This window comes from Actinosynnema sp. CA-299493 (assembly GCF_050946825.1).
Taxonomy (GTDB): domain Bacteria; phylum Actinomycetota; class Actinomycetes; order Mycobacteriales; family Pseudonocardiaceae; genus Actinosynnema.
Window position 1 is genome coordinate 480,924 of sequence record NZ_CP191993.1, and the last position, 21,715, is coordinate 502,638.

Consider the following 21,715-nt stretch of genomic DNA (forward strand, 5'->3'; position numbering starts at 1 on the left):
CGTGCGTCCCCCGACGAAACGCACGGACCGGCCGAACTCCGATCACCGCCAGTGTAAGCCCCGTCACACGTGTGCTCAATAGCTCAGCGTGAGAGGGATATCACTCTCCGTGTAGAAGGCGCACCGCCACCTCGGCGCCGGCCGCGAGCTCCGTGACGTCCTCCGGCACCTCGATCAGGCAGTTGCTGATCGCCAACGCCGACAGCAGGTGCGAACCCGGCCCGCCGACCGGCGTCACCACGCGCCCCGACTCCGGGTCGTACGCGCCGCGCCGGAACTGCGTGCGCCCCGCCGGCGACGTGATCGGCGCGCTCAACCGGGCCGCCGCCGTCGGCCGCTCCACCAGGGCGAACCCCATCGCGGCACGCAGCGCCGGCCTGACGAACACCTCGAACGACACCTGCGCGCTCACCGGGTTCCCGGGCAGCGTCGCCACCGCCACCCCCTGGTAGCGCCCCGCGCCCTGCGGCCCGCCCGGCTGCATCGCGACCTTCGTGAACTCCACGCCGCGCCCGGCGAACGCGTCCTTCACCACCTCGTACGCCCCCGCGCTCACGCCACCGGACGTGAGCAGCAGGTCCACCGACGCCAGCCGCGGCGCGATCGCCGCGTGGAACTGCCCGACGTCGTCCGGCACGAACCGCAGCAACTCCGCCTCGCCGCCCGCCTCGCGCACCGCCGCGGCCAGCATCACGCCGTTCGACTCGTAGATCTGCCCCGGCTCCAGCGCCGCACCGGGCCCCACCAGCTCCGACCCCGTCGACAGCACCAGCACCCGGGGCCTGCGCCGCACCGGCAGCGAGCCGAAACCCAGCGCCGCCGCCAACCCCAGCTGCGCCGGACCGAGCGTCACGCCCGCGCGCAGCACGGTCGTGCCGACGGCCACGTCGTCCGCCATCCGCCGCACGTTCTGCCCCGCCACCACCGGCCGGTCGACCCGCACCACCGCCGTGCCGCCGTCGGTCCACTCCACCTGCACCACGGCGTCCGCGCCCGCCGGCACCGGCGCGCCCGTCATGATCCGGTGCGCCGTGCCCGCCGCCAGCGGCCCCGACGCCGCCCGCCCCGCCGGGATGTCCTCCACCACCGGCAGCTCCACCGGGACCGACGCCACGTCCGCCGCGCGGACCGCGTAACCGTCCATCGCCGAGTTGTCGAACGGCGGCAACGGCACCGTCGCCACCAGGTCCTCGGCGAGCACCAGGCCGAGGCAGTCCGCCACCGGCGACCGCACCACCGGCATCACCCCGACCAGCCCGGCGACGTGGGCCTTGTGATCAGCGACTCGGGTCAGCGTGTCAGGCACGCGCCCCATCCTGCCCCGCCCGTGGCAGACTGCTCCAACCGGCTGATCACGACAGGGGGAACGTTGCAGGTCCGGACCCGCCACACCCCCACGTTCGGGGTGGCCCGACTCGTCCTGGCACCCGGTGAACCGGTGGTGGTCGAGCGCTCCTCGGTGCTCGCGACCAGCTACGGCATCACCGTCGACGGCCGCACCAAGTCGCCCGGCGTCAGCGCCGCGCTGTGCACCGCCGGCCCCGAAGGCGGCTGGGTGGACGTCGCGCCGCCCCTGCCCGGCGACCTGCACGTGCTCGAACTCGACGCCACGACCGGCTGGTGCGTCTCCCGCGACAGCTGGCTCGCCTGCGCCGCCACCGCCCACCTCGACCCGTCCGCGCCGCCCGTGCGCTCGCTGCACGGAGGCGACCAGGGCTTCCTCACCTACGCGTTCGGCACCGGGTCCGTCGTGCTCAGCTGCTACGGCACGCTCGACGTGGTCACCCTCGAACCCGGCGAGCTCGTCACCCTGGCCGGCGGCCACGTGGTCGCGTTCGCCGACACCGTGCAGTGCCGGCTGCGCGCCGTTTCCCCGGACGCGCCCCAATCCGTGCGGAATGGCGAAGGGCTCGTCCTCGACTTCGCCGGACCCGGTCTCGTGCTCACCCGGACCCGCAGCCCGCGCGGACTCGTCAGTTGGTTGCGCGACAACGGATTCAGCGCACGCGCATGACTCCATAAGGAGGTATCGGCGAACCCCCTCGTGCCTCTAGCGTGGCGGTTTGCTCAAGGTATTTCTCGAAGGAGGACGTCTTGGCTGTCGGCACGGTCAAGTGGTTCAACTCGGAGAAGGGCTACGGATTCATCGCGGCCGACGGCGGGCCCGACGTGTTCGTGCACTACTCGGCGATCCAGATGGAAGGCTTCCGGACGCTGGCCGAGGGCGACCGCGTGGAGTTCGAGATCCAGGCAGGGCGCGACGGCCGCAGCCAGGCATCGGACGTGCGGAAGGCATCGTGACCTCCGCCCGGCCCGTCACCCGGCGGGTCGGGCGTCCTTCCCGGGGCCGGTTCGCCCCCTTTGCCGGGAACCCCGCGCAAGTCCCTGTACGCGGAGGTTAGGCTCCAACGCGTGTCGGAGGACCTGAGCGGGCGACGGCTGGGCCATTACCGGATCGACGGGGTGCTCGGCCGCGGTGGCATGAGCGTGACCTACAAGGCCACGGACGTCAGGCTCGGTCGCAAGGTCGCCCTGAAGGTCATCGGCGAACACCTCACCGCGGACGCCGAGTTCCGGGAGCGGTTCGTCGACGAGGCGCGCAACACCTCGGCGATCGACCACGCCAACATCGTGCCGCTCTACGACTTCGACGAGGTCGACGGGCTGCTCTACATCGCCATGCGGCTGGTCGACGGGCAGGACCTCGCCAGCCACATCAAGGACGGCCCGCTCTCGCCCGCGCGCACCCTGACGCTGCTCGGCCAGGTCGCCGAAGCGCTCGACATGCTGCACGGCAAGGGCCTGGTCCACCTCGACGTGAAACCGGCCAACGTGCTGGTCACCACCAAGGAAGCCGCGGGCGAGCACGTCTACCTCGCCGACTTCGGCCTCACCCGGCGCGGCGCCACCGGGCACCGCACCCGCACCGGCGACTTCCTCGGCTCACCCACCTACGCCGCGCCCGAGCACCTGCGCGGCGAACCGCTCGACGGCCGCACCGACCAGTACGCGCTCGCGTGCATGGTGTTCGCGTGCCTGTCCGGGCGTCCGCCGTTCCAGGGCAGCGTGCAGGACGTCATCCAGGGGCACCTCGGCGCGGAGATCCCGCCGTTGACCTCGCTGGTGTCGCTGCCGCCCGCCATCGACGACGTGCTGCGCAAGGGCACCTCCAAGGACCCCAACCAGCGGTACGGCTCGTGCGCCGAGCTGGTCGCCGCGGCGCGGGTCGCGTTGTCGGGGGCACCTCAAGGCGCGCCGGCGCCACGCCGCACGGACTCCGGCGCGGTGCCGATGGGGCCGCAGACCGGTGGCGCGCCCGTGTCGCCGCAGCCGGGCGGCCCGTACCGGCAGCAGCCCTACCAGCAGCACCAGCCGCCGCCGGGGTTCCTGCACGAGCCCGTGCGGCTGCGCCCGCCCGCCCAGGTCGGCGCGAGCGCGTTCACCACCACGGCCAAGTCGCGGCCGGCGTGGTTCGCGCCCGTGATCGCGGGCGCGGTGGCCATCGCGCTCATCGTCGTCCTCGTGGTGATCCTCACGCCGAAGGATGAACCTCCGCGCCAGGGCGGCACCGGCGGCAACGGCGGCACCAGCCAATCCATCGAGGTCGGGGGCACGACGAGCAAGAAACCGCTGCCGACCAGCGTGCCCGTTCGCACGTCCCGCTGACCAGCTCTTCTTGCACTCTCCTCCGTCGAGTGCTAAACACGGTACTGGCACTCGGAACACCTGAGTGCCAACACGCAGGCTAGGACGGTGAGGCCCGTTCCCTCCTGGGGGCTGGTCGTCCGTCGCGGGCACCGAATCCTGGCCGAAGCACCGTGTTCCGCTGTGGGCGCGAGCCCTCAGTGGCCCCATTCGTAATCAGGCGGAGGAACACACCGCAATGGCCAAGATGATCGCGTTCGACGAGGATGCCCGCCGCGGTCTCGAGCGTGGCATGAACATTCTCGCCGACGCCGTCAAGGTGACGCTCGGCCCCAAGGGCCGCAACGTCGTGCTCGAGAAGAAGTGGGGCGCGCCGACCATCACCAACGACGGCGTCTCCATCGCCAAGGAGATCGAGCTCGAGGACCCCTGGGAGAAGATCGGGGCCGAGCTCGTCAAGGAAGTGGCGAAGAAGACCGACGACGTCGCGGGTGACGGCACCACCACCGCCACCGTGCTCGCCCAGGCTCTGGTCCGCGAGGGTCTGCGCAACGTGGCCGCGGGTGCGAACCCGCTCGGCCTCAAGCGCGGCATCGAGAAGGCCGTCGACGCCGTGATCGAGCAGCTGCACAAGACCGCCAAGGAGGTCGAGACCAAGGAGCAGATCGCCGCCACGGCGTCCATCTCCGCGGGCGACACCACCATCGGCGAGCTCATCGCCGAGGCGATGGACAAGGTCGGCAAGGAAGGTGTCATCACCGTCGAGGAGAGCAACGCCCTGGGGCTCGAGCTCGAGCTGACCGAGGGCATGCGCTTCGACAAGGGTTACATCTCCGGTTACTTCGTGACCGACCCCGAGCGCCAGGAAGCGGTCCTCGAGGACCCGTACATCCTGCTCTACGGCTCGAAGATCGCGTCGGTGAAGGACCTGCTCCCGTTGCTGGAGAAGGTCATGCAGGGCGGCAAGCCGCTGCTGATCATCTCCGAGGACGTCGAGGGCGAGGCCCTGGCCACGCTGGTCGTCAACAAGATCCGCGGCACGTTCAAGTCCGTCGCCGTGAAGGCACCCGGCTTCGGCGACCGCCGCAAGGCGATCCTGCAGGACATCGCGACCCTCACCGGTGGCCAGGTCATCACCGAGGACGTCGGCCTCAAGCTGGAGAACGCCGACCTGTCGCTGCTGGGCAAGGCGCGCAAGGTCGTCGTGACCAAGGACGAGACCACGGTCGTCGAGGGTGCGGGTGACGCCGAGCAGATCCAGGGCCGCGTCAACCAGATCCGCGCGGAGATCGAGAAGTCGGACTCCGACTACGACCGCGAGAAGCTTCAGGAGCGCCTGGCGAAGCTCGCCGGCGGTGTCGCGGTGATCAAGGCCGGCGCCGCCACCGAGGTGGAGCTCAAGGAGCGCAAGCACCGCATCGAGGACGCCGTTCGCAACGCGAAGGCCGCCGTCGAGGAGGGCATCGTCGCCGGTGGTGGCGTCGCGCTGCTCCAGGCCGCCGAGATCGCGTTCCAGGGCCTGAACCTCGAAGGTGACGAGGCGACCGGCGCGAACATCGTCAAGGTCGCCGTCGAGGCGCCGCTGAAGCAGATCGCCATCAACGCCGGCCTCGAGGGCGGTGTCGTCGTGGAGAAGGTCAAGGGCCTGCCCGTCGGCCACGGCCTCAACGCCGCGACCGGTGTGTACGAGGACCTGCTGGCGGCCGGCGTGCCGGACCCGACGAAGGTCACGCGCTCGGCGCTGCAGAACGCCGCGTCGATCGCCGCCCTGTTCCTCACCACGGAGGCCGTGGTGGCGGACAAGCCGGAGAAGGCGGGCGCTGCCCCGGCCATGCCCGAGGGCGGCGGCATGGACTTCTGATCGACCAGGTCAACTGACCAAGGTTCGATCGGCTGAAGTCACGAAGGGCCCGGTTCACCTCAGGTGAGCCGGGCCCTTCGCCGTGCCGTGCCCGGGGTTGAGGTGGTCCGGAAGCCGTTGGGTCACACAATCGGGTGAGATCGACCGAGAAATGTACGGAAACACCGTTACCGCCCCTCGGTTAAAACAGACCGAACCCCGAACCACCCACCTGCCCCAACCCACCCCGCCCGCCACTCGATCCCACCCGCCACCCCCGACCCCACTCCGCCTCGCACAGCGCCCCGCCCGCCGCCAACTCCGCTCAACCCGCCCGCCGCCCAACCCGACCACCTGACCCCGACCCATCGCTCCGGTCCGCTGCCGCCAACTGCCGGCCCCTGACTGCCCCGCCCACCTGCCACCCGCCTCGACCGCTTGCCCCACACCGCCCGCCCGCATCACCGCCCGCACCGCCACCGCCAGCTCGCCCGCATCACCACCGCCAGCCCGCTACCGCTAGCCCGCACCGCTGCCCGGACTCGAGGACTGGAGCTGACCACGTGCTCATCGCGCACCTGAGCGACCCGCACCTGCGGACCGATGCCCTGGCCGCCGAACCGGCCGCGTCGTTGCACCGCGCGTTGGGGAGGGTGCTCGCGTTGGACCCTCGGCCCGATTGCGTGGTGATCACCGGTGATCTCACCGAGCACGGGCGGGTGGGGGAGTACTCGTGGTTGCGGGAGGTGATCGGGGAGTTTCCGCTGCCGCTGCACCTGGCCATCGGCAACCACGACGATCCGGCGGCGTTGTTGGAGGTGTTCGGGGGATCGTCGTTCCTCGGCGGCGGGAGGTCGACGCACTACGCGGTCGCGCATGAGGGATTCACGGTGGTCGCGCTCGATTCCTGGGTGAAGGACAGTCCGGCCGGGCACGTCGGCGACGAGCAGTTGTCGTGGTTGGACGACGTGCTGGCCCAACGGCCTGAAGTGCCCGCGTTCGTCTGCCTGCACCACCCGCCGGTGGCGGTCGGGATCCCGTTCCTCGACGGCATGAGGCTGGACGACGGGCCGGCGTTGGGCGCGGTCCTCGCTCGGCACGGCAACGTCGCCCGCGTCCTGGCCGGGCACGTGCACCGGGCGATCAGCGTGCCGTTCGCGGGCACGGCGGTGGCGGTCGCGCCCAGCACCTACCGCCAGACCTCGCTGACCCTCCGCGCCGACCGGCAGGTCGGGTTCCTCGCCGAGCCGACCGGGTTCCTGCTGCACGTCGCGACCGAGTCCGGGTTCGCCACGCACACGGTTGCGGTCAGTGATGCGGCGGCGGTGATCGGGGCGTTCTGAAGGGGAAGTTCACTCGGTGGTGAGGGGGCGGCGGTCGCGGAAAGTTCAGGCTCCGAAACACACGAACGGGCGACGCAGCGGGTCCGCGGCGATGGCTTCGGCGAGGGCGTGGGACACCGGTTTGCCGTCCGCCAGGAGCTTGTGGAACGCCCCCATGGTCATCGCGGCCGCCCGGTCGCCCACCTGGTTGACCGCGGCCACGACGGTGCGCGAGCCGCTCGCCAGCAGGGCGCCCGCGAAACCCAGCGCCTCGTCGCCCGGCCGGATGTGGCTCAGCGCCAGCGAGCACGCCGCCAGGACCACTTGCTCGGGTGCGGTGCGGAGGCGGGCGGCCTCGTGGGCGAACAGCGGGCCGTCGGCCAGCTCCAGGCGGGAGAACAGGGCGTTGTCGGCGACGTGCTCGCCGTGCGCCGCGATGTGCGCCAAGCGGGCGCCGTCCAGCGCGGCCAGCACGTCGCTCACCGCCTCGGCCATCACGGCGTCGGGGTACGTGCCCCGCAGGCCGCTCACCTCGCCGACCACCTCGGGCAGGTTCGGCCCGGCGACCAGCACGACCCGGGTCGCCGACGTCCGCGCCGACGTCGCGTTCAGCCACGCTGTCGCCGAAGGGGCGACCACGATCGGGCGACCGTGCAGCGACGGCAGGGTGTTCCACGGCACCGCGTACAGGTCACCGGTCGGCACGACGACCAGCTCACGCCCGCCGATCAACCCACCCAGCGGCCCGAACAGCGCGTCGTCCAACCGCTCCGCCCGCCGCGCCGCCGACGCCGCCACCGACGCCACGAGCAGCGGCGGCAGGTGATCCGGCCCGAGCACGTCCACATCGGCGTGCAACTGCCGCACCGACTCGAACACCTGCGCCGCACGCCCCAGCCGCACGAGCGTCGCCTCACCCGCCGCCAGCACCACGGCCCACAGCACGTCACCGTGCGTCACGAAGCTGACCATCGCACGTTCACCCAGAGCGGCACGCACCTCGGTCACCCCGCACACCGGCCGCGGTCGGCCCCACACGCTCGTGTGCCACCCGAGCCGCGCCACCTCGCGCTGCAACGCGTCCAGCCGGCCCTCCAGCTCCGCCACGGGCCGACCGTCCAACCGCGCCTGCTGCACCGCCCGCGACAACGACCGGGACTCCGCCACCCGCCGAGCCAGCACCGGGTCGTCGATCGCCGGCAACGGCTCGTACCGGTACACCTGCGCCCGCGTCCGCTCCAGCCAGTCGAACGTCGCCTCGGCGTCGCCGTCGTGCTCCAGCACCAGCCCGACGGCGAGTTCACCCAGCTCACGGCCGTGCACGGCGGTGCCGCAGAGTAGGTCCAGACCACCCATCCGATCGCGGACGCGGCCCAGCTCGGCCAGGCCCTCCTCCGCTTCGCGCAACGCCAGCCCCGGCTCGCCGACGGCCACGGCGAGCTCGGCGCGGCACAGCCGCAGCAGCATCCGGTGGTCGACCGGGGTGATGGGGCCCGGCGCCGGCACCTGGTTCAGCACCGCGCGCGCGGCCTTGGTGTCGCCGCGCCGGATCGCCATCCGCACGGCGAGGAGCCTGGCGACGGAGGCCTCGTCGGTCAGTCCGACCGCGGTCAACCGCTCGGCCAGCCGGGTCGCGCGGGCGGGGGTGACCCGCGCGGACGCACGCGTCGACGGGCGCGTCGAGGCCGGCGGGGCGGGCAGCGCCGCCGATCGCTCCTGCGCGGGCACGAACGAGCCGTCGGTGCTGGTGGAAGAGCCGGGCATGGGGGACGAACCGGGGCTGGTGGAGGAGCCGGGCATGGCGGAGGGGCTGGGGGTGGTGGGGGAGCCGGGGGTGGCCGGTCCGCTGGTGGCCGAGGCGAACTCGGCCCTCATGCGCATCAACGCCGCCAACTCGGCCCACGACGTGCTGCCACGTCGCCGGAACCGGCGTTGGGCCTGGTCGGCCAGTTGGCGCGCGGTGGTCGGGTCGCCCTGGAGGAGGGCTGCCGCCGCGCGGGCCAGTTCGGCTTCCGCCAGGTCCTGGCCGACGCGCCGGCGGCGCAGCACGACCAGCGCCTCGTCCAGGTGCCCGGCCGCCTCGTCCGCCAACCCCGCGGCCAGCATCACGCGCGCCCGGTCGATCTGGGTCCGCGCCACCAGGTCGGGCGCCAGCAGCCGGAACGCCCGTTCGGCTTGCTCGTGGTACGCCAGCGCGCGGGGCACGTCACCCGTCAGGTGGGCGATGTCGCCGAGGTTCCCCAGCGCCTTCGCCTTCAGCAGCGGCAGGTCCTCGGCCTCGGCCAGTTCGATCGCGCGGCGCGCGTCCCGCTCCGCCGCCTCCGGCAGGCCGAACGCGATGTGGGTCACGCCGCGGTTCATCAGGGCGGTCGCCAGGGTCGCCGCCCCGACCGCGCCGGACGCCCACCCGGCCTCCAGCCGGCGCACCGACTCGTCGTACAGCCCGATGGCCTCGGCGGTCCGGCCGGCCCGGTGCAGGATCAGGGCCTCCTGGTCCTTCACGATCGCCCGCAGGCCGACCGCGTCCGGTCCCTCGGGCAGCGTGGCGATCAGCTCGGCCGCCGTCCGCAGGCGCGCGAGGCCGTCCTCGACGGAGTCCGTCTCCGCCTCGCCGTACGACAGGGTGATCAGGATCCGGATGCGGACCGTGGTCGCTTCGGCGTTCGGCGATGTCACCGGCAGTGCCCGCAGCGCCCGGCGCAGGAGGGTCACCGCATCCGCCGGACGTCCGCCCGACGCCGCCCGGAACGCCTTCTTGTGCAGGTCGGTCGCCGCTTCGACACCGCTCGGAGTGCGGGAGGAGACCGGCAGGGCGGCACGAGACACGGACACGTCCTTAATGCCAGCACACACAACGTGTCCGAGGAGCCGTCTTGTGGACGCTCTCCGCGAGCCGAACGGATCACTCTCCGTGAGTGCTCGACCGGTCGACCCACCGTGCCACCGTCCCCGGAGCCGGCCGGCGGGAGCGTTCCTACAACATGATCGTGGGCGTCACGACCGTGCGCCCGGGCTCGCCGCGCGAGTTCACCAGGTGCACCACGATCTGCGTGGTGCCGGCGGGCACGTCGGACAGCACGAACCGGCCACCGTCGTCGGCCTTGGTGGTGCTCGACTCGTGCTCGGCCACCCTCACCTCGACGGTGTGCTCACCGGCGGGCACGAGCCAGCCGTCGATGCGGTGCCGCGCGCCGATGGACGTGAAGTTCACCATCAACGTCAGGTTGTCCACCGTGAACGTGATGGTGCCGGGGCTGCCCCCGCGCACGCCCGCGAACGAGCCGGCGCGTTCCCAGCGGGCCACCTCGACGTCCAGGTTCTCCAGCGCCACCGCGAACTGGATGCGTTCGACGAGCCCCGGTGGGGGCGCGTCCAACTCGTACACCAGGCGGTTCAGTTCAGTGAGGACAGCGGTGTCCTCTTGGCCTCTGCGGTCATCGCGCGGGTCGATGTCGTTCACCGCGATCCTCCTTCCGCGTCGAGATGTGTGCGCAACGTGGTCAGGCACCGACCCCGGGTGGGGCCGATGCTGCCGCGCGGCATGGACAGTGCCTCGGCGACCGCGCGGTACTCCGCCCGGCCGGCCAGCACGGTGAGCCGCAGAAGTTCCTGGCACTTCTGCGACAGGCGGCCGAAAGCCCGCCACAGCCGGTGGTCCCGGTCGTCGACCAGGGCGGCGTCCTCGGGCAGGCCGTACTCGCTTTCCAGTTGGTCCGCCAGCTCGTCGCTCAGCGCCGCTTCACGGCGAGCCGGTGTCCAGGTCCGTTGGGCCTCGCGGCGCGTCGCGACGACGAGCCACCCGGCCAGCGCGCGCGGCTCGACCAGCCGGTCGAGGTGCCGCAGCAGCGCGAGCCAGACCGTCTGCACCACGTCCTCCGCGGTGCTGCGGTCCAGCCCGTGTCCTCGGGCTACGTGCCACACCAGTGGCGTCAGGTCGGCGATCAGCACGTCCAGGGCCCTGCGATCCCCGTCGCGGGCGGCGACGACACAGGCGGCGTGCCGGTCCGTGCCGTCGAGCCCCTCCCACGGTGGGCGCTCACCGGCCATGCGCAGTTCTCCCACGTCGTCACCTCCTTCTCGGCGTCCCCCCAGCCGAAGCTGATCGTCACACACCTTCGCCGTCACCGGCGCGGCGGCGGTCCGCGGTGCCCCCCTCGCACCGCGGACCGCCTCCCCCCATTGCGGGCGACCTCCGATCGGCACCCCTCGAAGCCGACCGACCGCCACCCTCCTCCCCCAGAGGTCTAGCTACCCGCGGCCGGCGCGGTGTCGGCGGCCACCGGGACGCCGTGCGTCTGGTGGTGGCCGGCCGGCGTCGCCGGTGGCAGGTCGTCCAGGTCGTCCTTCGGGTCGAGCTCGTCGACCAGCTCCTCGTCGCCCGCGAACTGCTTCTCCAGCTCTGCGGGGTCCAGCTCGTCGACGCCAGGCGGATTGGCGGTCATTCGGCCTCCTCAGTCGGGGTTGAGGACCGGTCATCAGGTAAGGAGTGAGTAGTTCTACGGGAGATACACCCGGCCGATTTAACAGTTCACGGATGACGTCCGCGTCCCCGTGCGGGCTATGGTCCAGACCATGCTTGAGGTCATCGCACTGGACGCCGCCGACGCCGAGGCCGCGCAGGCCGGCGGCGCGCACCGGCTGGAACTCACCGTCGACATGGCCGCGGACGGGCTGACGCCGCCGGTCGCCGTGCTGCGGGACGTGCTCTCCGCGACCGACCTGCCGGTCCGGGTCATGCTGCGCGACGCGCCCGGTTTCGCGCCCGGCGACCTGGCCGGGCTGCGGCGGGACGCGGCGGCGTTGCGCGAGGCGGGCGCGTCGGAGTTCGTGCTCGGCTTCCTCGACGGCGCCGGGCGGGTGGACGAGGCGGCGTGCGCGGCGCTGGTCGCCGAGCTGGACGGGTGCGCGTGGACGTTCCACCGGGCGCTGGACAACTCGGCGGACCCCGAGGCGGCGTGGGGCGTCGTCGGCGGACTGGGCTGCGACACGGTGCTCGCGGCCGGGAGCGCGCGCGGGGTCGCGGACGGCCTGGGCGTGCTGGAGCGGTTGGCCGCGCGGCAGGGCCCGGTGCGCCTGCTGGTCGGCGGCGGGCTGAAGGCCGGGCACGTCGCGCCGCTGAAAGCCGTCGGCGTCACCGGGTTCCACGTCGGCGGCGCGGTGCGGCCAGGCGGGTGGGACGCCCCGGTGTCCGCCGACGCCGTCCGGACCTGGGCGAATTTGGTCTAGACCGCTTGCCGATGCGGACATTAGCATCGCCGTTGCTTCCCGTGAAATAGCCGTTGCACATCACGCAACACGGGACACCTGAAGGGTGGGCGAGATGCGGTTCGCAGTAGCAGCTGCCGTGGGCGCCGTCGTGCTGGCCGGGTGTGCCCCGGTCCAGTCCGGCCCGGCGCCGACCGGTGGGGACGAGCAGACGGGGCAGCTGAGGGTCTGGCTGTTCGACGAGGTCAACCGGGGCCCGAAGGAGGCGGTCGTCGAGGAGGCGGTCACCGCGTTCGAGCAGGCGCACCAAGGCGTCACGGTCGACGTCCAGTACATCCAGGTGCAGACCCGCGCCGAGCGGTTCAAGGCCGCGTTCAGCGACCCCGCGAGCGCGCCCGACGTCGCCGAGTTCGGCAACACCGACCTGGCCGGCTACGTCGCGGGCGGCGGGTTCGCCGAGCTCGACCTCGGCGGGTGGCCCGAGGCGAAGGACCTGCTGCCCGCCGTCCTCGACACCGGCGAAGTGGACGGCAAGGTCTACGGCGTGCCCTGGTACGTCGGCGTGCGCGCGCTCTACTACCGCACCGACGTCTTCCAGGAGCTGAACCTCCAACCACCGGCCACGTTGGACGATATCGCGCCGCTGGCGAGGAGGATCCGCGCCGCCAAGCCCGACCTGCTCGGCATCTCCGCCGGCGGCAAGTACACCTACGGCGCGATGCCGTTCGTGTGGGCCAACGGCGGCGACATCGCCCGCAAGGACGGCGACAGGTACGTCGCCGCCATCGACAGCGCCGAGTCGAAGGCGGGCCTGCGCCAGTACACCGAGCTGATCGCGGACGACATCTGCCCGCCCGCCCAGTGCGCGGGCAACGGCGGCGACGCCAGCGTCGAGGCGTTCCGCGCGGGCAAGGCGGCGATGGTCGTGGGCGGCGACTTCAACCGCAAGTCGGTCGACGCCTCCAGCGCCGCGGGCAAGTACGCGGTCGTGCCGCTGCCGGGGAAGAAGGCCGGTGACATCGCGCCGGCGTTCGCGGGCGGCAACCTGCTCGGCGTGCTGAGGGGCAGCGCGCGCAAGACGCTGGCGAACGAGTTCGTGCGGCTGCTGGGCGGCAAGGAGTACCAGCGCAAGATGTTCGACGCGATGGGCAACCTGCCGACGTTCGGCGACGTGCAGGCCGAGGTGGCGAAGGCCAACCCGGTGCTGGAGCCGTTCATCGAGACCCTGGAGGCGGGCACGCGGTTCGTGCCGGTCACGCCGAACTGGGCCAAGATCGACGCCCAGGCCGTGCTGCCGACGTTGTTGCAGCAGGTCGCCGCCGGTGGTGAGGACCTCGACCGGGCGGCCGGGGACGCGGCCGCCCAGATGAACGCCGCCTTCGGCTCGTAGCCGGACGATGGACAAGAGTGTGCTGCGGACTTCCCGGGGCGACGGGCGGATCGCGTTCGCCTACCTCGTCCCCGCGCTGCTGGTGCTGGTCGGGCTGATGGGCTACCCGATCTACCAGCTCGTGCTGATCTCCCTGTTCGACTACGGCCAGGAGCAGGTCAGCGGTGGCGCGCCGCTGACCTTCCTCGGCCTGGGCAACTACACGACCCTGCTGTCCGACGCGCGGTTCTGGTCCGTGCTCGGGCAGACGGTCGGGTTCGCCGCCGTCTGCGTGGCGGGCACCCTGCTGGTCGGCGCCGCGCTGGCGGTGCTGGCCACCAGGGTCCGCACGTGGGCGCGGATGACGCTGTTCCTGGCCGCGCTGGGCGCGTGGGCGACGCCGACGGTGGCCGGGTCGACGATCTGGCTGTTCCTGTTCGACGCCAACCTCGGGTTCGTCAACGAGGTCCTGGGCACCACCGGGCTCTCCTGGACCTACGACAAGTGGTCGGCGTTCGGGCTGGTCGCGGCGCAGGTGGTCTGGTGCTCGTTCCCGTTCGTCCTGGTCACCCTGTACGCGGGGATCAAGGCGATACCGGGCGAGGTGCTGGAGGCCGCCGCGCTGGACGGCGCGGGCACGGTCAGGACGGCGACCGGCGTGATCCTGCCGCTGCTGCGGCCACTGCTGATCGTGGTGACGATCCAGTCGGTCATCTGGGACTTCAAGGTGTTCACCCAGATCTACGTCATGACCAACGGCGGCGGCATCGCGGGCCGCAACCTGGTGCTCAACGTCTACGCGTACCAGCAGGCGTTCGCCGCCTCCGAGTACGGGCTGGGCGCGAGCATCGGCGTGGTGATGACGGCGTTGCTGCTGCTCGTCACCCTCGGCTACCTGCGTGCGCTGCGGCGGAGCGGGGAGGTGCTGTGAACCGGCGTGCGTCGCGGGGGCTGGCGGAGGTGGTCACGGTCGTCGTCGCGGCCGTGGTGGCGTTCCCGCTGTACTGGATGGCGCTGACGGCGGTGAAGCCCGAGGCGGAGGTGATCTCGGCCGACCCGCGCCCGTGGACGCTCGCGCCGACGCTCGACAGCTTCACGCGCGCGCTGACCGTGCAGAACTTCGGCCGCTACCTGCTCAACAGCGTGGTGGTGGCGGTCGCGGTGGTGCTGCTGAGCCTGCTGATCTCGTTCCTGGCGGCCACCGCGCTGACCCGGTTCCGGTTCCGCGGTCGCACCACGATGCTGATCATGCTGCTGGTGGTGCAGATGGTGCCGGTGGAGGCGCTGACCATCCCGCTGTTCTTCCTCATGCGGTCGGTGCGGGACGTGGCGCCGGTGTTCGGGCTGAACCACCTCGGCTCGCTGGTGCTGGTGCACCTGGCGTTCAGCCTGCCGTTCGCGATCTGGATGCTGCGCGGGTTCGTCGCGGCCGTGCCGGTGGAGTTGGAGGAGGCGGCCACGCTGGACGGCGCGTCCCGGTTCCGGTTCCTGTGGCAGGTGCTGTTCCCGCTGGTGGCGCCGGGACTGGTGGCGACGAGCGTGCTGTCGTTCATCCACGCGTGGAATGATTTCCTCTTCGCCAAGACCTTCATCATCTCGGCGGCGGAGAACCAGACGCTGCCGCTGGCGTTGCAGGTGTTCGTGAAACCCGATCAGAACGACTGGGGGGCGATCATGGCCGGTTCGACGGTGATGACGATCCCGGTGCTGCTGTTCTTCATCCTGGTGCAGCGCCGGCTGGTGGCGGGCTTGGCCGGGGCGGTGAAGTCGTGATCCTGCCGCGTCCGGTCTCGTTCGCCCGCGGTGAGGGCGAGGTGCCGTTCGACGGCACGTTCCAGGTCACGCGGGAGGCCGGTCCCGCCGAGGGGTACCGGCTGTCCGTCTCGCCGGACGGCGTGCGGGTGCGGGCGTCCGACGACGCGGGGGAGTTCTACGCGCGGCAGACGTTGCGGCAGTTGAGCGGCCCTCAAGCGTTCCGGGCCGTGCCCCCGGGCGCGGTCGCGCTGCCGGTGTGCGAGGTCGAGGACCACCCCCGGTTCGCGTGGCGCGGCGTGATGCTGGACGTGGCGCGGCACTTCCTGCCCAAGCACGACCTGCTGCGGTACGTCGACCTGCTGGCCGTGCACAAGCTGAACGTGCTGCACCTGCACCTGACCGACGACCAGGGGTGGCGGTTCGAGTCGCGGCGCTTCCCCCGGCTGCACGAGGTCGGCGGGTGGCGGCCCGACTCGCGGTTCGGCGACCGGCGGGCCGGCGGGATGGCCGGGCGGCCCCACGGCGGCTACTACACCCAGGACGACCTGCGCGAAGTCGTCGCGTACGCGGCGCAGCGGCAGATCACCGTGGTGCCGGAGATCGACGTGCCGGGGCACAGCCAGGCCGCCATCGCGGCGTACCCGGAGCTGGGCGCGTCCGGCGGCGGGGTGTGGACGGACTGGGGGATCAACCCGAACGTGCTGCGGGCCGACGAGCCCACCGTGGACTTCTACCGGCAGGTGTTCGACGAGCTGCTGGACGTGTTCCCGTCCGAGGTGGTCGGGCTGGGCGGCGACGAGGCCGAGGGCGGTGACGGCCGGTTCGTCCGCCGGATCGCCCAGTTCCTGCACCAACGCGGGCGGCGGCCGTTCGGGTGGGACGAGGTGCTCGGCGTCGGACCCCTGCCGACCCGCACGATCGTCGCGTCGTGGCGCGGCGAGGAGGCGGGCCTGACCGCGTTGGACCGCGGCCACGACGTGGTGATGTGCCCGGAGGAGCACGTGTACCTGGACTACCGGCAGTCCGACCACCCCGACGAGCCGATCCCCGTCGGCACGGTCACCACCCTGGAGGACGTCTACCGCTACGAGCCCGCGGCGGCCGACCGGGTGCTCGGGGCGCAGGCGAACCTGTGGACCGAGCACCTCGACTCGCCGCGGCGCCTCGACTACGCCGCGTTCCCCCGGTTGAGCGCGTTCGCCGAGGTCGTGTGGAGCCCCGCCGGACGTGACGTGGCGGAGTTCCTGACCCGGCTGGCCGAGCACCACCTGCCGCGGCTCGACGCGCTCGGCGTCGAGTACCGCCCCCTCGACGGTCCCCGGCCGTGGCAGAGGCTCCCGGGCGTGCCCGGTCATCCCCGGTGATCAGGCCTCTTCGGGCATGAGGAGCCAGCAGGCGAGGTAGAGGACCGCGCCCGCGCCGAACCCGAAGAGGGTGGCGGCGACCAGCAGGATGCGGACCAGCGCCGCGTCCACGCCGAGCAGCTTGGCGATGCCGCCGCAGACGCCCGCGACCATCTTGTCGGTCCGGCTGCGGCGGAGCTTCTTGACCTTGTCGGTGGCCTGGCCGATCACGTCGTTCGTCATGTCCCAAGAGTGCTCCGGAGGGCCCTCTCGGGACATCGGGGGCGCACCCTGACTTCCCCCGGACACCCGTCCTCAGGGTCCACTTCCCGGGGTTTCCACCAGGACCTTGCCCCTGAGGTCGCCGGTCTCGGCCCGGCGGTGCAGTTCCGGCAGGTCGGCGAGGCCGTGGCGCTCGGACACGTCGAGCACGACGACACCCCGGTCGACCAGGGCGACCAGGGCGGTGAGCTGCGCCGGGTCGAAGCGGGTGACGAAGTGGGCGCCGGGGGCGTCGCTCATGGTCGCGGAGACGACGACGCCGCCCAGCCGGGCCACTTCGGCGTCGGCGACGAGGTTGAGCACGACGTCGAACCGCCCCGTCGGCCCGTAGCCGACGACCTCGTCCGCGCCCAGCTCGCGCACGGTGTGGGCGCTGCGCGGTGACGCGGTGGCGGTGACGTGCGCGCCCGCGTGCTTGGCCAGCTGCACCGCGAACCCGCCGATGCCGCCGCCCGCGCCGTTGACCAGGACCCGGTGGCCCGGCCGGACGTCCCCGTGCTCGAACACCATCTGCCACGCGCTGAGACCGGCCAGGGGCAGGGCGGCGGCGTCGGGCAGCGGGACGGCGCGCGGCGCGGGGACGAGCCGGTCGGCGGTGGTGACGGCGTACTCGGCCGCCGCGCCGTCGATCCAGCCGACCACCGGCTCGCCGTCGACCGTGCCGGCCACGTCCCAGCCCAGCGCGTGCGGCAGGGGGAAGTCGAACACGCCCGCCCGCACCGCCACCTCCGTCGGGTTGAACGAGGTCGCGGCCACCTTCACCAGCACCTCGCCGGGGCCTGGTTCGGGGATGGGGACGTCGTCGACCACGATGACGTCGGGTCGGCCGTAGGCGTGGATGCGCGCGCTCTTCACGCTGACCAACGTATGCACCGCAGGAGAGACGATCCATGCTCTCAGATCCCGCATACATGTTTAATCGTCTTCGTGGACGTGCTCAGTGACGTGATCGCGGTGATGCGCACCGGCCGGCCGGTCGTCGCGCGGGTGGCGTGGGAGGAGCCGTGGGGGCAGCGGTTCGCGCCGGTGCCGGGTGCGTCCGGGTTCCAGGTGGTGCTGGAGGGCACGTGCTGGCTCCTGCGCGACCACGCCGAGCCGGTCGAGCTGCGCGCGGGTGACGTCGTGTTCCTGCCCGACGGCCGGGGGCACGCGCTCGCGTCCGGCCCGACCACCCCGCCGGCCGGCGAGGCGTGCGACCCGAACGACCCGGACTTCGCCGCCGACCACCCCGTGCCCGCGCACCCGACCACCGTCACGCTGTGCGGCGCGTACGAGCTGGCGGACGTCCACCCGCTGCTGCGCGACCTGCCGGACACCGTGCTCGTCTCCGGTCCGGAGCCGCACGCCGCCGCCACCCTCCTGGCCGGCGAGCTCGACCACCCGCGCCTCGGCTCGGACGCCCTCGTCCCGGCCCTGCTCGACGCGCTCCTGCTCTACCTGCTGCGCACCTGGTTCAGCGGCTCCGCGGAGGTCACCGGGTGGGCCGCCGCGCTCAACGACCCCGTCACCGCCACCGCGTTGCACCACATCCACCGCGACCCCGCGCACCCGTGGACGGTGGCGGCACTCGCCGCGACCGCCGGCCTGTCCCGCGCGCCGTTCGCCAAGCGCTTCACCGCCCTGGTGGGCCGACCACCGCTGACCTACCTGACGTGGTGGCGGATGACCACCGCCGCGCGCCTGCTCAGGGACACCGACGCGCCCCTGTCGCGGATCGCCGGACAGGTCGGCTACACCTCGGAGTTCGCCTTCGCCGCCGCGTTCAAGCGGGCGCACGGCACGGCACCGGGCCGCTACCGGCGCTCGGGCTCGCGCGACCGAGTTCCGGGGTGATCGAGCCGCCGTCCGCGGCGCGGCGGCAGACTGGCACCGTGACGCCAGACGAGCTCGCCGCCGACCTGGACCGCGTCGGCTACCTGCCCGACCGGGGCATCGCGACCGCCGCCTTCCTGGCGCTGCGCATGCACCGGCCGCTGTTCTGCGAGGGCGAGCCGGGCACCGGCAAGACGTCCCTGGCCGTCGCGCTCGCCCGAGCCCTCGACCTGCCGCTGATCCGGCTCCAGTGCCACGAGGGCATCGACGCCACCCAGGCCCTCTACGACTGGGACTTCCCCCGCCAGCTCCTGCACCTGCGCGCCCTCGAAGCCGCCGGACCCGTCGACGCCGAGCAGGCCGAGGCCTCCCTCTACACCCGCCGCTTCCTCCTCGCCCGCCCGTTGCTGCAAGCCCTGGAGGACGCGCCGTGCGTCCTGCTCGTGGACGAGGTGGACCGGGCCGACGACGAGTTCGAGGCGTTCCTGCTCGAAGTGCTCGGCGAGAACTCGGTGACGATCCCCGAACTGGGCCGCGTCACCGCCGAGACCCCGCCGCTGGTCGTCCTCACGTCCAACCGCACCCGGGAGGTGCACGACGCCCTCAAGCGCCGCTGCCTCTACCACTGGCTGGAACACCCCGACCTGGCCCGCGAGGTCGCCATCCTCCGGCGCCGGCTGCCGGCCGTCACCGAACGCCTCGCGCACCAGGTGGCGTCCGCCGTGCGGCGGTTGCGCGAACTGGACCTGCTCAAACCACCGGGCGTCGCCGAGTCCCTGGACTGGGCGGAAGCCCTGCTCACCCTGGGCCGGACCGAACTGGACGCGGAAGCGGCGGCGATCACGCTCGGTGCCGTCCTCAAGTACCGGGAAGACACCCGACGCGCCCTTTCCGCCGGTGTCCTCGGTGCCGTGGCCGGGAGCACAATCGGGGGATGACGGGAGCCGGGGCGTCGATCGGGCTCGTGGGGTTCGCCCGCGCGCTGCGGCACGGCGGGGTGGCGTGCGGGCCCGAGAGGGTGCACGCGTTCGTCGCGGCGGTCGGCCACCTCGACGTCGCACGGCGCGAGGACGTGTACTGGGCGGGTCGGGTGACGTTGTGCGGTGAGCCCGACGACCTGCCCCGGTACGACGCGGCGTTCGCGGCCTGGTTCGGTGGGGTGGCGCCCGTGCCGCCGGGCAGGCGCGCGCGGCAGACCAGTCACCTGGCCGCGCTCGGTGGCGGCGCGGTGGAGCGCGATCGGGTGGCGTCCGCGACGAAGGTCGCGGCCAGTGACGTGGAAGTGCTGCGGCGCAGGGACATCGCGGAGCTCGGTCCTGCGGAGAAGCGGCACCTGGACGAGTTGCTGGCGGCCCTCAAGCCGGTGCCGCCGACGCGGCGCGCGCTGCGCCGGACACCGGCACGGCGAGGCGCGATCGACCCCCGCCGCACCCTCAGGGACCTGCTGGCCACCGGCGAGCCGACCCGGCCCCGCCACCGCCGCCGCGCCACCCGCCCCCGCAAGGTCGTGCTGCTGATCGACGTCTCCGGCTCGATGAAGCCCTACGCCGACGCGCTGCTGCGCTTCGCGCACGTCGTCGCCCGCCACATGCCGGTCGAGGTCTGCACGCTCGGCACCCGCCTGACCCGCGTCACCCGCCAACTGCGCCACCGCGACCCGGAGCACGCACTTCGGGCCGCCGCCCGCGCCGTGCCCGACTTCGAGGGCGGCACCCGGCTCGGCGAGACGCTCAAGGTCTTCCTCGACCGCTGGGGTCAACGCGGAGCCGCCCGGCGCGCCGTCGTCGTCATCTGCTCGGACGGCTGGGAACGCGGCGACCCGGCCCTGCTCGCGGAGCAGGCGCGACGGCTCGCCCGGCTCGCGCACAAGGTCGTGTGGGTCAACCCGCACGCCGGCCACGACGGGTACCGGCCGGTGCAGTCCGGCATCGTCGCCGCCCTGCCGCACCTGGACCGGCTGCTCGCCGGGCACAGCCTCGACACCCTGCACGCCCTGCTGGAGGAGGTCCGACTTGCGTGATGTCCTCGTCGAACTGGCCGACCGCGTCGACCGGGGGGAGACGGTCGGCGTCGGCACGGTGGTCGCCACGTTCAGCTCCGCCCCGCGTCCACCCGGCGCCGCGATGCTGGTCGGCGCGGACGGCGCCGTCGTCGGCAGCGTCTCCGGCGGCTGCGTGGAAGGCGCGGTCTACGAGCTGGCCCAGGAGGTGGTGCGGCACGACCAGCCGGTCCTCCAGCGGTACGGCGTGACCGACGACGACGCGTTCGCGGTGGGTCTGACCTGCGGCGGGATCATCGACGTCTACGTCGAGGCGGTCAACCGGCACACCTTCCCCGAGCTGCCCGAGGTCCTGGAGGCGGTGCGGGCGCGGGAGCCGGTGGCCATCGCCACGGTCGTGGAGCACCCGGAGTGGGTGGGTCGGCGGCTGGTCGTCCGGCCCGACCGCGCCACCGGCGACATCCCCTCGGCCAGGACGAGGGACGCCGTCACCGACGACGCCCGCGGCCTGCTCGCCGCCGGCCGCAGCGGCACCCTGCACTACGGGCCGGACGGGCAGCGGCGCGGCGAGGGCATGACGGTGTTCGTGAACTCCTTCGAGCCGCCGCCCCGGATGCTGGTGTTCGGCGCGATCGACTTCGCCGCCGCCGTGGCCAGGGTGGGCGCGTTCCTCGGCTACCGCGTCACGGTGTGCGACGCGCGCCCGGTGTTCGCCACGAAGAGCCGGTTCCCCGACGCCGACGAGGTGGTCGTCGACTGGCCGCACCGCTACCTCGCCGCGCAGGCCGACGCCGGGCAGCTGGACGGGCGCACGGTGGTCGCCGTGCTCACCCACGACCCGAAGTTCGACGTGCCGCTGCTGGAGGTCGCGCTGCGCCTCAAGCTCGGCTACGTCGGCGCGATGGGCTCCCGCCGCACGCACGACGACCGGCTGCGCCGGCTGCGCGAGGCGGGCCTGACCGAGGGCGAACTGGCCGCGCTCGCGTCCCCGATCGGCCTCGACCTGGGCGCCCGCACGCCCGAGGAGACGGCGGTGTCGATCGCCGCGGAGATCATCGCGCTGCGCTGGGGCGGGGGAGGCGGGCGACTGGCCCGTGCGGACGGCTCCATCCACAAGTGAGGGGGTTGTCCGACCGGACGACC

General features: G+C 72.8%; 21 protein-coding genes. 14 read left to right on the forward strand and 7 right to left on the reverse strand.

Annotated elements, in window-relative coordinates; translation table 11 throughout:
• Window positions 1-100: 100 nt before the first annotated feature.
• Window positions 101-1,315: a molybdopterin molybdotransferase MoeA gene (gene moeA, locus ACQPYE_RS02365; RefSeq protein WP_498718882.1), complete on the reverse strand. Its 1,215-nt coding sequence runs from the start codon at window positions 1,313-1,315 to the stop codon at window positions 101-103.
• A gap of 54 nt (window positions 1,316-1,369) precedes the next feature.
• Between moeA and ACQPYE_RS02370 the strand changes: the two genes are divergently transcribed.
• The 5 genes from ACQPYE_RS02370 (at window position 1,370) to ACQPYE_RS02390 (ending at window position 6,828) form a co-directional block, all read left to right on the forward strand.
• Complete coding sequence (locus tag ACQPYE_RS02370; protein WP_498722823.1) at window positions 1,370-2,014, forward strand: AIM24 family protein; 645 nt, start codon at window positions 1,370-1,372, stop codon at window positions 2,012-2,014.
• 80 nt (window positions 2,015-2,094) lie between these two features.
• Entirely contained in the window at window positions 2,095-2,301 is a 207-nt protein-coding gene (locus ACQPYE_RS02375; protein ID WP_033432301.1) for a cold-shock protein, read from the forward strand.
• 111 nt (window positions 2,302-2,412) lie between these two features.
• The gene (locus tag ACQPYE_RS02380) at window positions 2,413-3,666 is read left to right on the forward strand and encodes a serine/threonine-protein kinase (RefSeq protein WP_498718883.1); all 1,254 of its coding nucleotides are present in this window, start codon (window positions 2,413-2,415) and stop codon (window positions 3,664-3,666) included.
• A gap of 217 nt (window positions 3,667-3,883) precedes the next feature.
• Entirely contained in the window at window positions 3,884-5,506 is a 1,623-nt protein-coding gene (gene groL, locus ACQPYE_RS02385; protein ID WP_498718884.1) for a chaperonin GroEL, read from the forward strand.
• Window positions 5,507-6,048: 542 nt separating this feature from the next.
• Window positions 6,049-6,828: a phosphodiesterase gene (locus tag ACQPYE_RS02390; RefSeq protein ID WP_498718885.1), complete on the forward strand. Its 780-nt coding sequence runs from the start codon at window positions 6,049-6,051 to the stop codon at window positions 6,826-6,828.
• Between the two features lie 45 nt (window positions 6,829-6,873).
• On the opposite strand, the gene ACQPYE_RS02395 is transcribed toward ACQPYE_RS02390, so the two are convergent.
• The 4 genes from ACQPYE_RS02395 to ACQPYE_RS02410 all read right to left on the reverse strand — a co-directional run bounded on the left by ACQPYE_RS02395 (window position 6,874) and on the right by ACQPYE_RS02410 (window position 11,249).
• On the reverse strand, window positions 6,874-9,639 hold the full coding sequence (locus ACQPYE_RS02395) for a CHAT domain-containing protein (protein ID WP_498718886.1): 2,766 nt from the start codon (window positions 9,637-9,639) through the stop codon (window positions 6,874-6,876).
• 142 nt (window positions 9,640-9,781) lie between these two features.
• Window positions 9,782-10,204: a carboxypeptidase regulatory-like domain-containing protein gene (locus ACQPYE_RS02400; RefSeq protein WP_268997141.1), complete on the reverse strand. Its 423-nt coding sequence runs from the start codon at window positions 10,202-10,204 to the stop codon at window positions 9,782-9,784.
• Window positions 10,205-10,263: 59 nt separating this feature from the next.
• On the reverse strand, window positions 10,264-10,869 hold the full coding sequence (locus ACQPYE_RS02405) for an RNA polymerase sigma factor (RefSeq protein ID WP_498718887.1): 606 nt from the start codon (window positions 10,867-10,869) through the stop codon (window positions 10,264-10,266).
• A gap of 182 nt (window positions 10,870-11,051) precedes the next feature.
• A complete protein-coding gene (locus ACQPYE_RS02410; RefSeq protein ID WP_498718888.1) occupies window positions 11,052-11,249 on the reverse strand; it encodes a hypothetical protein in 198 nt (65 codons plus the stop codon).
• A 130-nt stretch (window positions 11,250-11,379) separates the two neighbouring features.
• Here ACQPYE_RS02410 and ACQPYE_RS02415 point away from each other — a divergent pair, with 130 nt between their 5' ends.
• The 5 genes from ACQPYE_RS02415 (at window position 11,380) to ACQPYE_RS02435 (ending at window position 16,500) form a co-directional block, all read left to right on the forward strand.
• Window positions 11,380-12,033, forward strand: a complete 654-nt coding sequence (locus ACQPYE_RS02415; RefSeq protein WP_498718889.1) for a copper homeostasis protein CutC — start codon at window positions 11,380-11,382, stop codon at window positions 12,031-12,033.
• A gap of 94 nt (window positions 12,034-12,127) precedes the next feature.
• Complete coding sequence (locus ACQPYE_RS02420) at window positions 12,128-13,402, forward strand: extracellular solute-binding protein (RefSeq protein WP_498718890.1); 1,275 nt, start codon at window positions 12,128-12,130, stop codon at window positions 13,400-13,402.
• A gap of 7 nt (window positions 13,403-13,409) precedes the next feature.
• Window positions 13,410-14,312, forward strand: a complete 903-nt coding sequence (locus ACQPYE_RS02425) for a carbohydrate ABC transporter permease (RefSeq protein WP_498718891.1) — start codon at window positions 13,410-13,412, stop codon at window positions 14,310-14,312.
• Window positions 14,309-15,154, forward strand: a complete 846-nt coding sequence (locus tag ACQPYE_RS02430; RefSeq protein WP_498718892.1) for a carbohydrate ABC transporter permease — start codon at window positions 14,309-14,311, stop codon at window positions 15,152-15,154. Before ACQPYE_RS02425 ends, ACQPYE_RS02430 begins: the two co-directional genes overlap by 4 nt.
• A complete protein-coding gene (locus tag ACQPYE_RS02435) occupies window positions 15,151-16,500 on the forward strand; it encodes a beta-N-acetylhexosaminidase (RefSeq protein WP_498718893.1) in 1,350 nt (449 codons plus the stop codon). The genes ACQPYE_RS02430 and ACQPYE_RS02435 overlap by 4 nt, the downstream gene beginning before the upstream one ends.
• Here the strand turns inward: ACQPYE_RS02435 and ACQPYE_RS02440 are convergent, their stop codons facing one another.
• Together ACQPYE_RS02440 and ACQPYE_RS02445 are read right to left on the reverse strand one after the other, a co-directional pair.
• Entirely contained in the window at window positions 16,501-16,722 is a 222-nt protein-coding gene (locus ACQPYE_RS02440; protein WP_498718894.1) for a PspC domain-containing protein, read from the reverse strand.
• A gap of 72 nt (window positions 16,723-16,794) precedes the next feature.
• On the reverse strand, window positions 16,795-17,616 hold the full coding sequence (locus tag ACQPYE_RS02445) for an NADP-dependent oxidoreductase (RefSeq protein ID WP_498718895.1): 822 nt from the start codon (window positions 17,614-17,616) through the stop codon (window positions 16,795-16,797).
• A gap of 72 nt (window positions 17,617-17,688) precedes the next feature.
• Here ACQPYE_RS02445 and ACQPYE_RS02450 point away from each other — a divergent pair, with 72 nt between their 5' ends.
• The 4 genes from ACQPYE_RS02450 to ACQPYE_RS02465 are packed head-to-tail and all read left to right on the forward strand — an operon-like array spanning window position 17,689 to window position 21,692.
• Window positions 17,689-18,594 carry an AraC family transcriptional regulator gene (locus ACQPYE_RS02450; protein ID WP_498718896.1) on the forward strand — a complete coding sequence of 302 codons (906 nt, stop codon included), beginning with the start codon at window positions 17,689-17,691 and terminating at the stop codon, window positions 18,592-18,594.
• A 38-nt stretch (window positions 18,595-18,632) separates the two neighbouring features.
• Complete coding sequence (locus ACQPYE_RS02455; RefSeq protein ID WP_498718897.1) at window positions 18,633-19,511, forward strand: AAA family ATPase; 879 nt, start codon at window positions 18,633-18,635, stop codon at window positions 19,509-19,511.
• Window positions 19,508-20,593, forward strand: coding sequence for a vWA domain-containing protein (locus ACQPYE_RS02460; RefSeq protein WP_498718898.1), 1,086 nt, complete (start codon window positions 19,508-19,510; stop codon window positions 20,591-20,593). Before ACQPYE_RS02455 ends, ACQPYE_RS02460 begins: the two co-directional genes overlap by 4 nt.
• Window positions 20,586-21,692: an XdhC family protein gene (locus ACQPYE_RS02465; RefSeq protein ID WP_498718899.1), complete on the forward strand. Its 1,107-nt coding sequence runs from the start codon at window positions 20,586-20,588 to the stop codon at window positions 21,690-21,692. The genes ACQPYE_RS02460 and ACQPYE_RS02465 overlap by 8 nt, the downstream gene beginning before the upstream one ends.
• Window positions 21,693-21,715: the final 23 nt, after the last annotated feature.

Coding starts and splice junctions, on each gene's coding strand:
- ACQPYE_RS02415 (WP_498718889.1), top strand. CDS start 11,380: ATGCTTGAGGTCATCGCACTGGACGCCGCCGACGCCGAGGCCGCGCAG.
- ACQPYE_RS02460 (WP_498718898.1), top strand. CDS start 19,508: ATGACGGGAGCCGGGGCGTCGATCGGGCTCGTGGGGTTCGCCCGCGCG.
- groL (WP_498718884.1), top strand. CDS start 3,884: ATGGCCAAGATGATCGCGTTCGACGAGGATGCCCGCCGCGGTCTCGAG.
- ACQPYE_RS02420 (WP_498718890.1), top strand. CDS start 12,128: ATGCGGTTCGCAGTAGCAGCTGCCGTGGGCGCCGTCGTGCTGGCCGGG.
- ACQPYE_RS02425 (WP_498718891.1), top strand. CDS start 13,410: ATGGACAAGAGTGTGCTGCGGACTTCCCGGGGCGACGGGCGGATCGCG.
- moeA (WP_498718882.1), bottom strand. CDS start 1,315: ATGGGGCGCGTGCCTGACACGCTGACCCGAGTCGCTGATCACAAGGCC.
- ACQPYE_RS02410 (WP_498718888.1), bottom strand. CDS start 11,249: ATGACCGCCAATCCGCCTGGCGTCGACGAGCTGGACCCCGCAGAGCTG.
- ACQPYE_RS02440 (WP_498718894.1), bottom strand. CDS start 16,722: ATGACGAACGACGTGATCGGCCAGGCCACCGACAAGGTCAAGAAGCTC.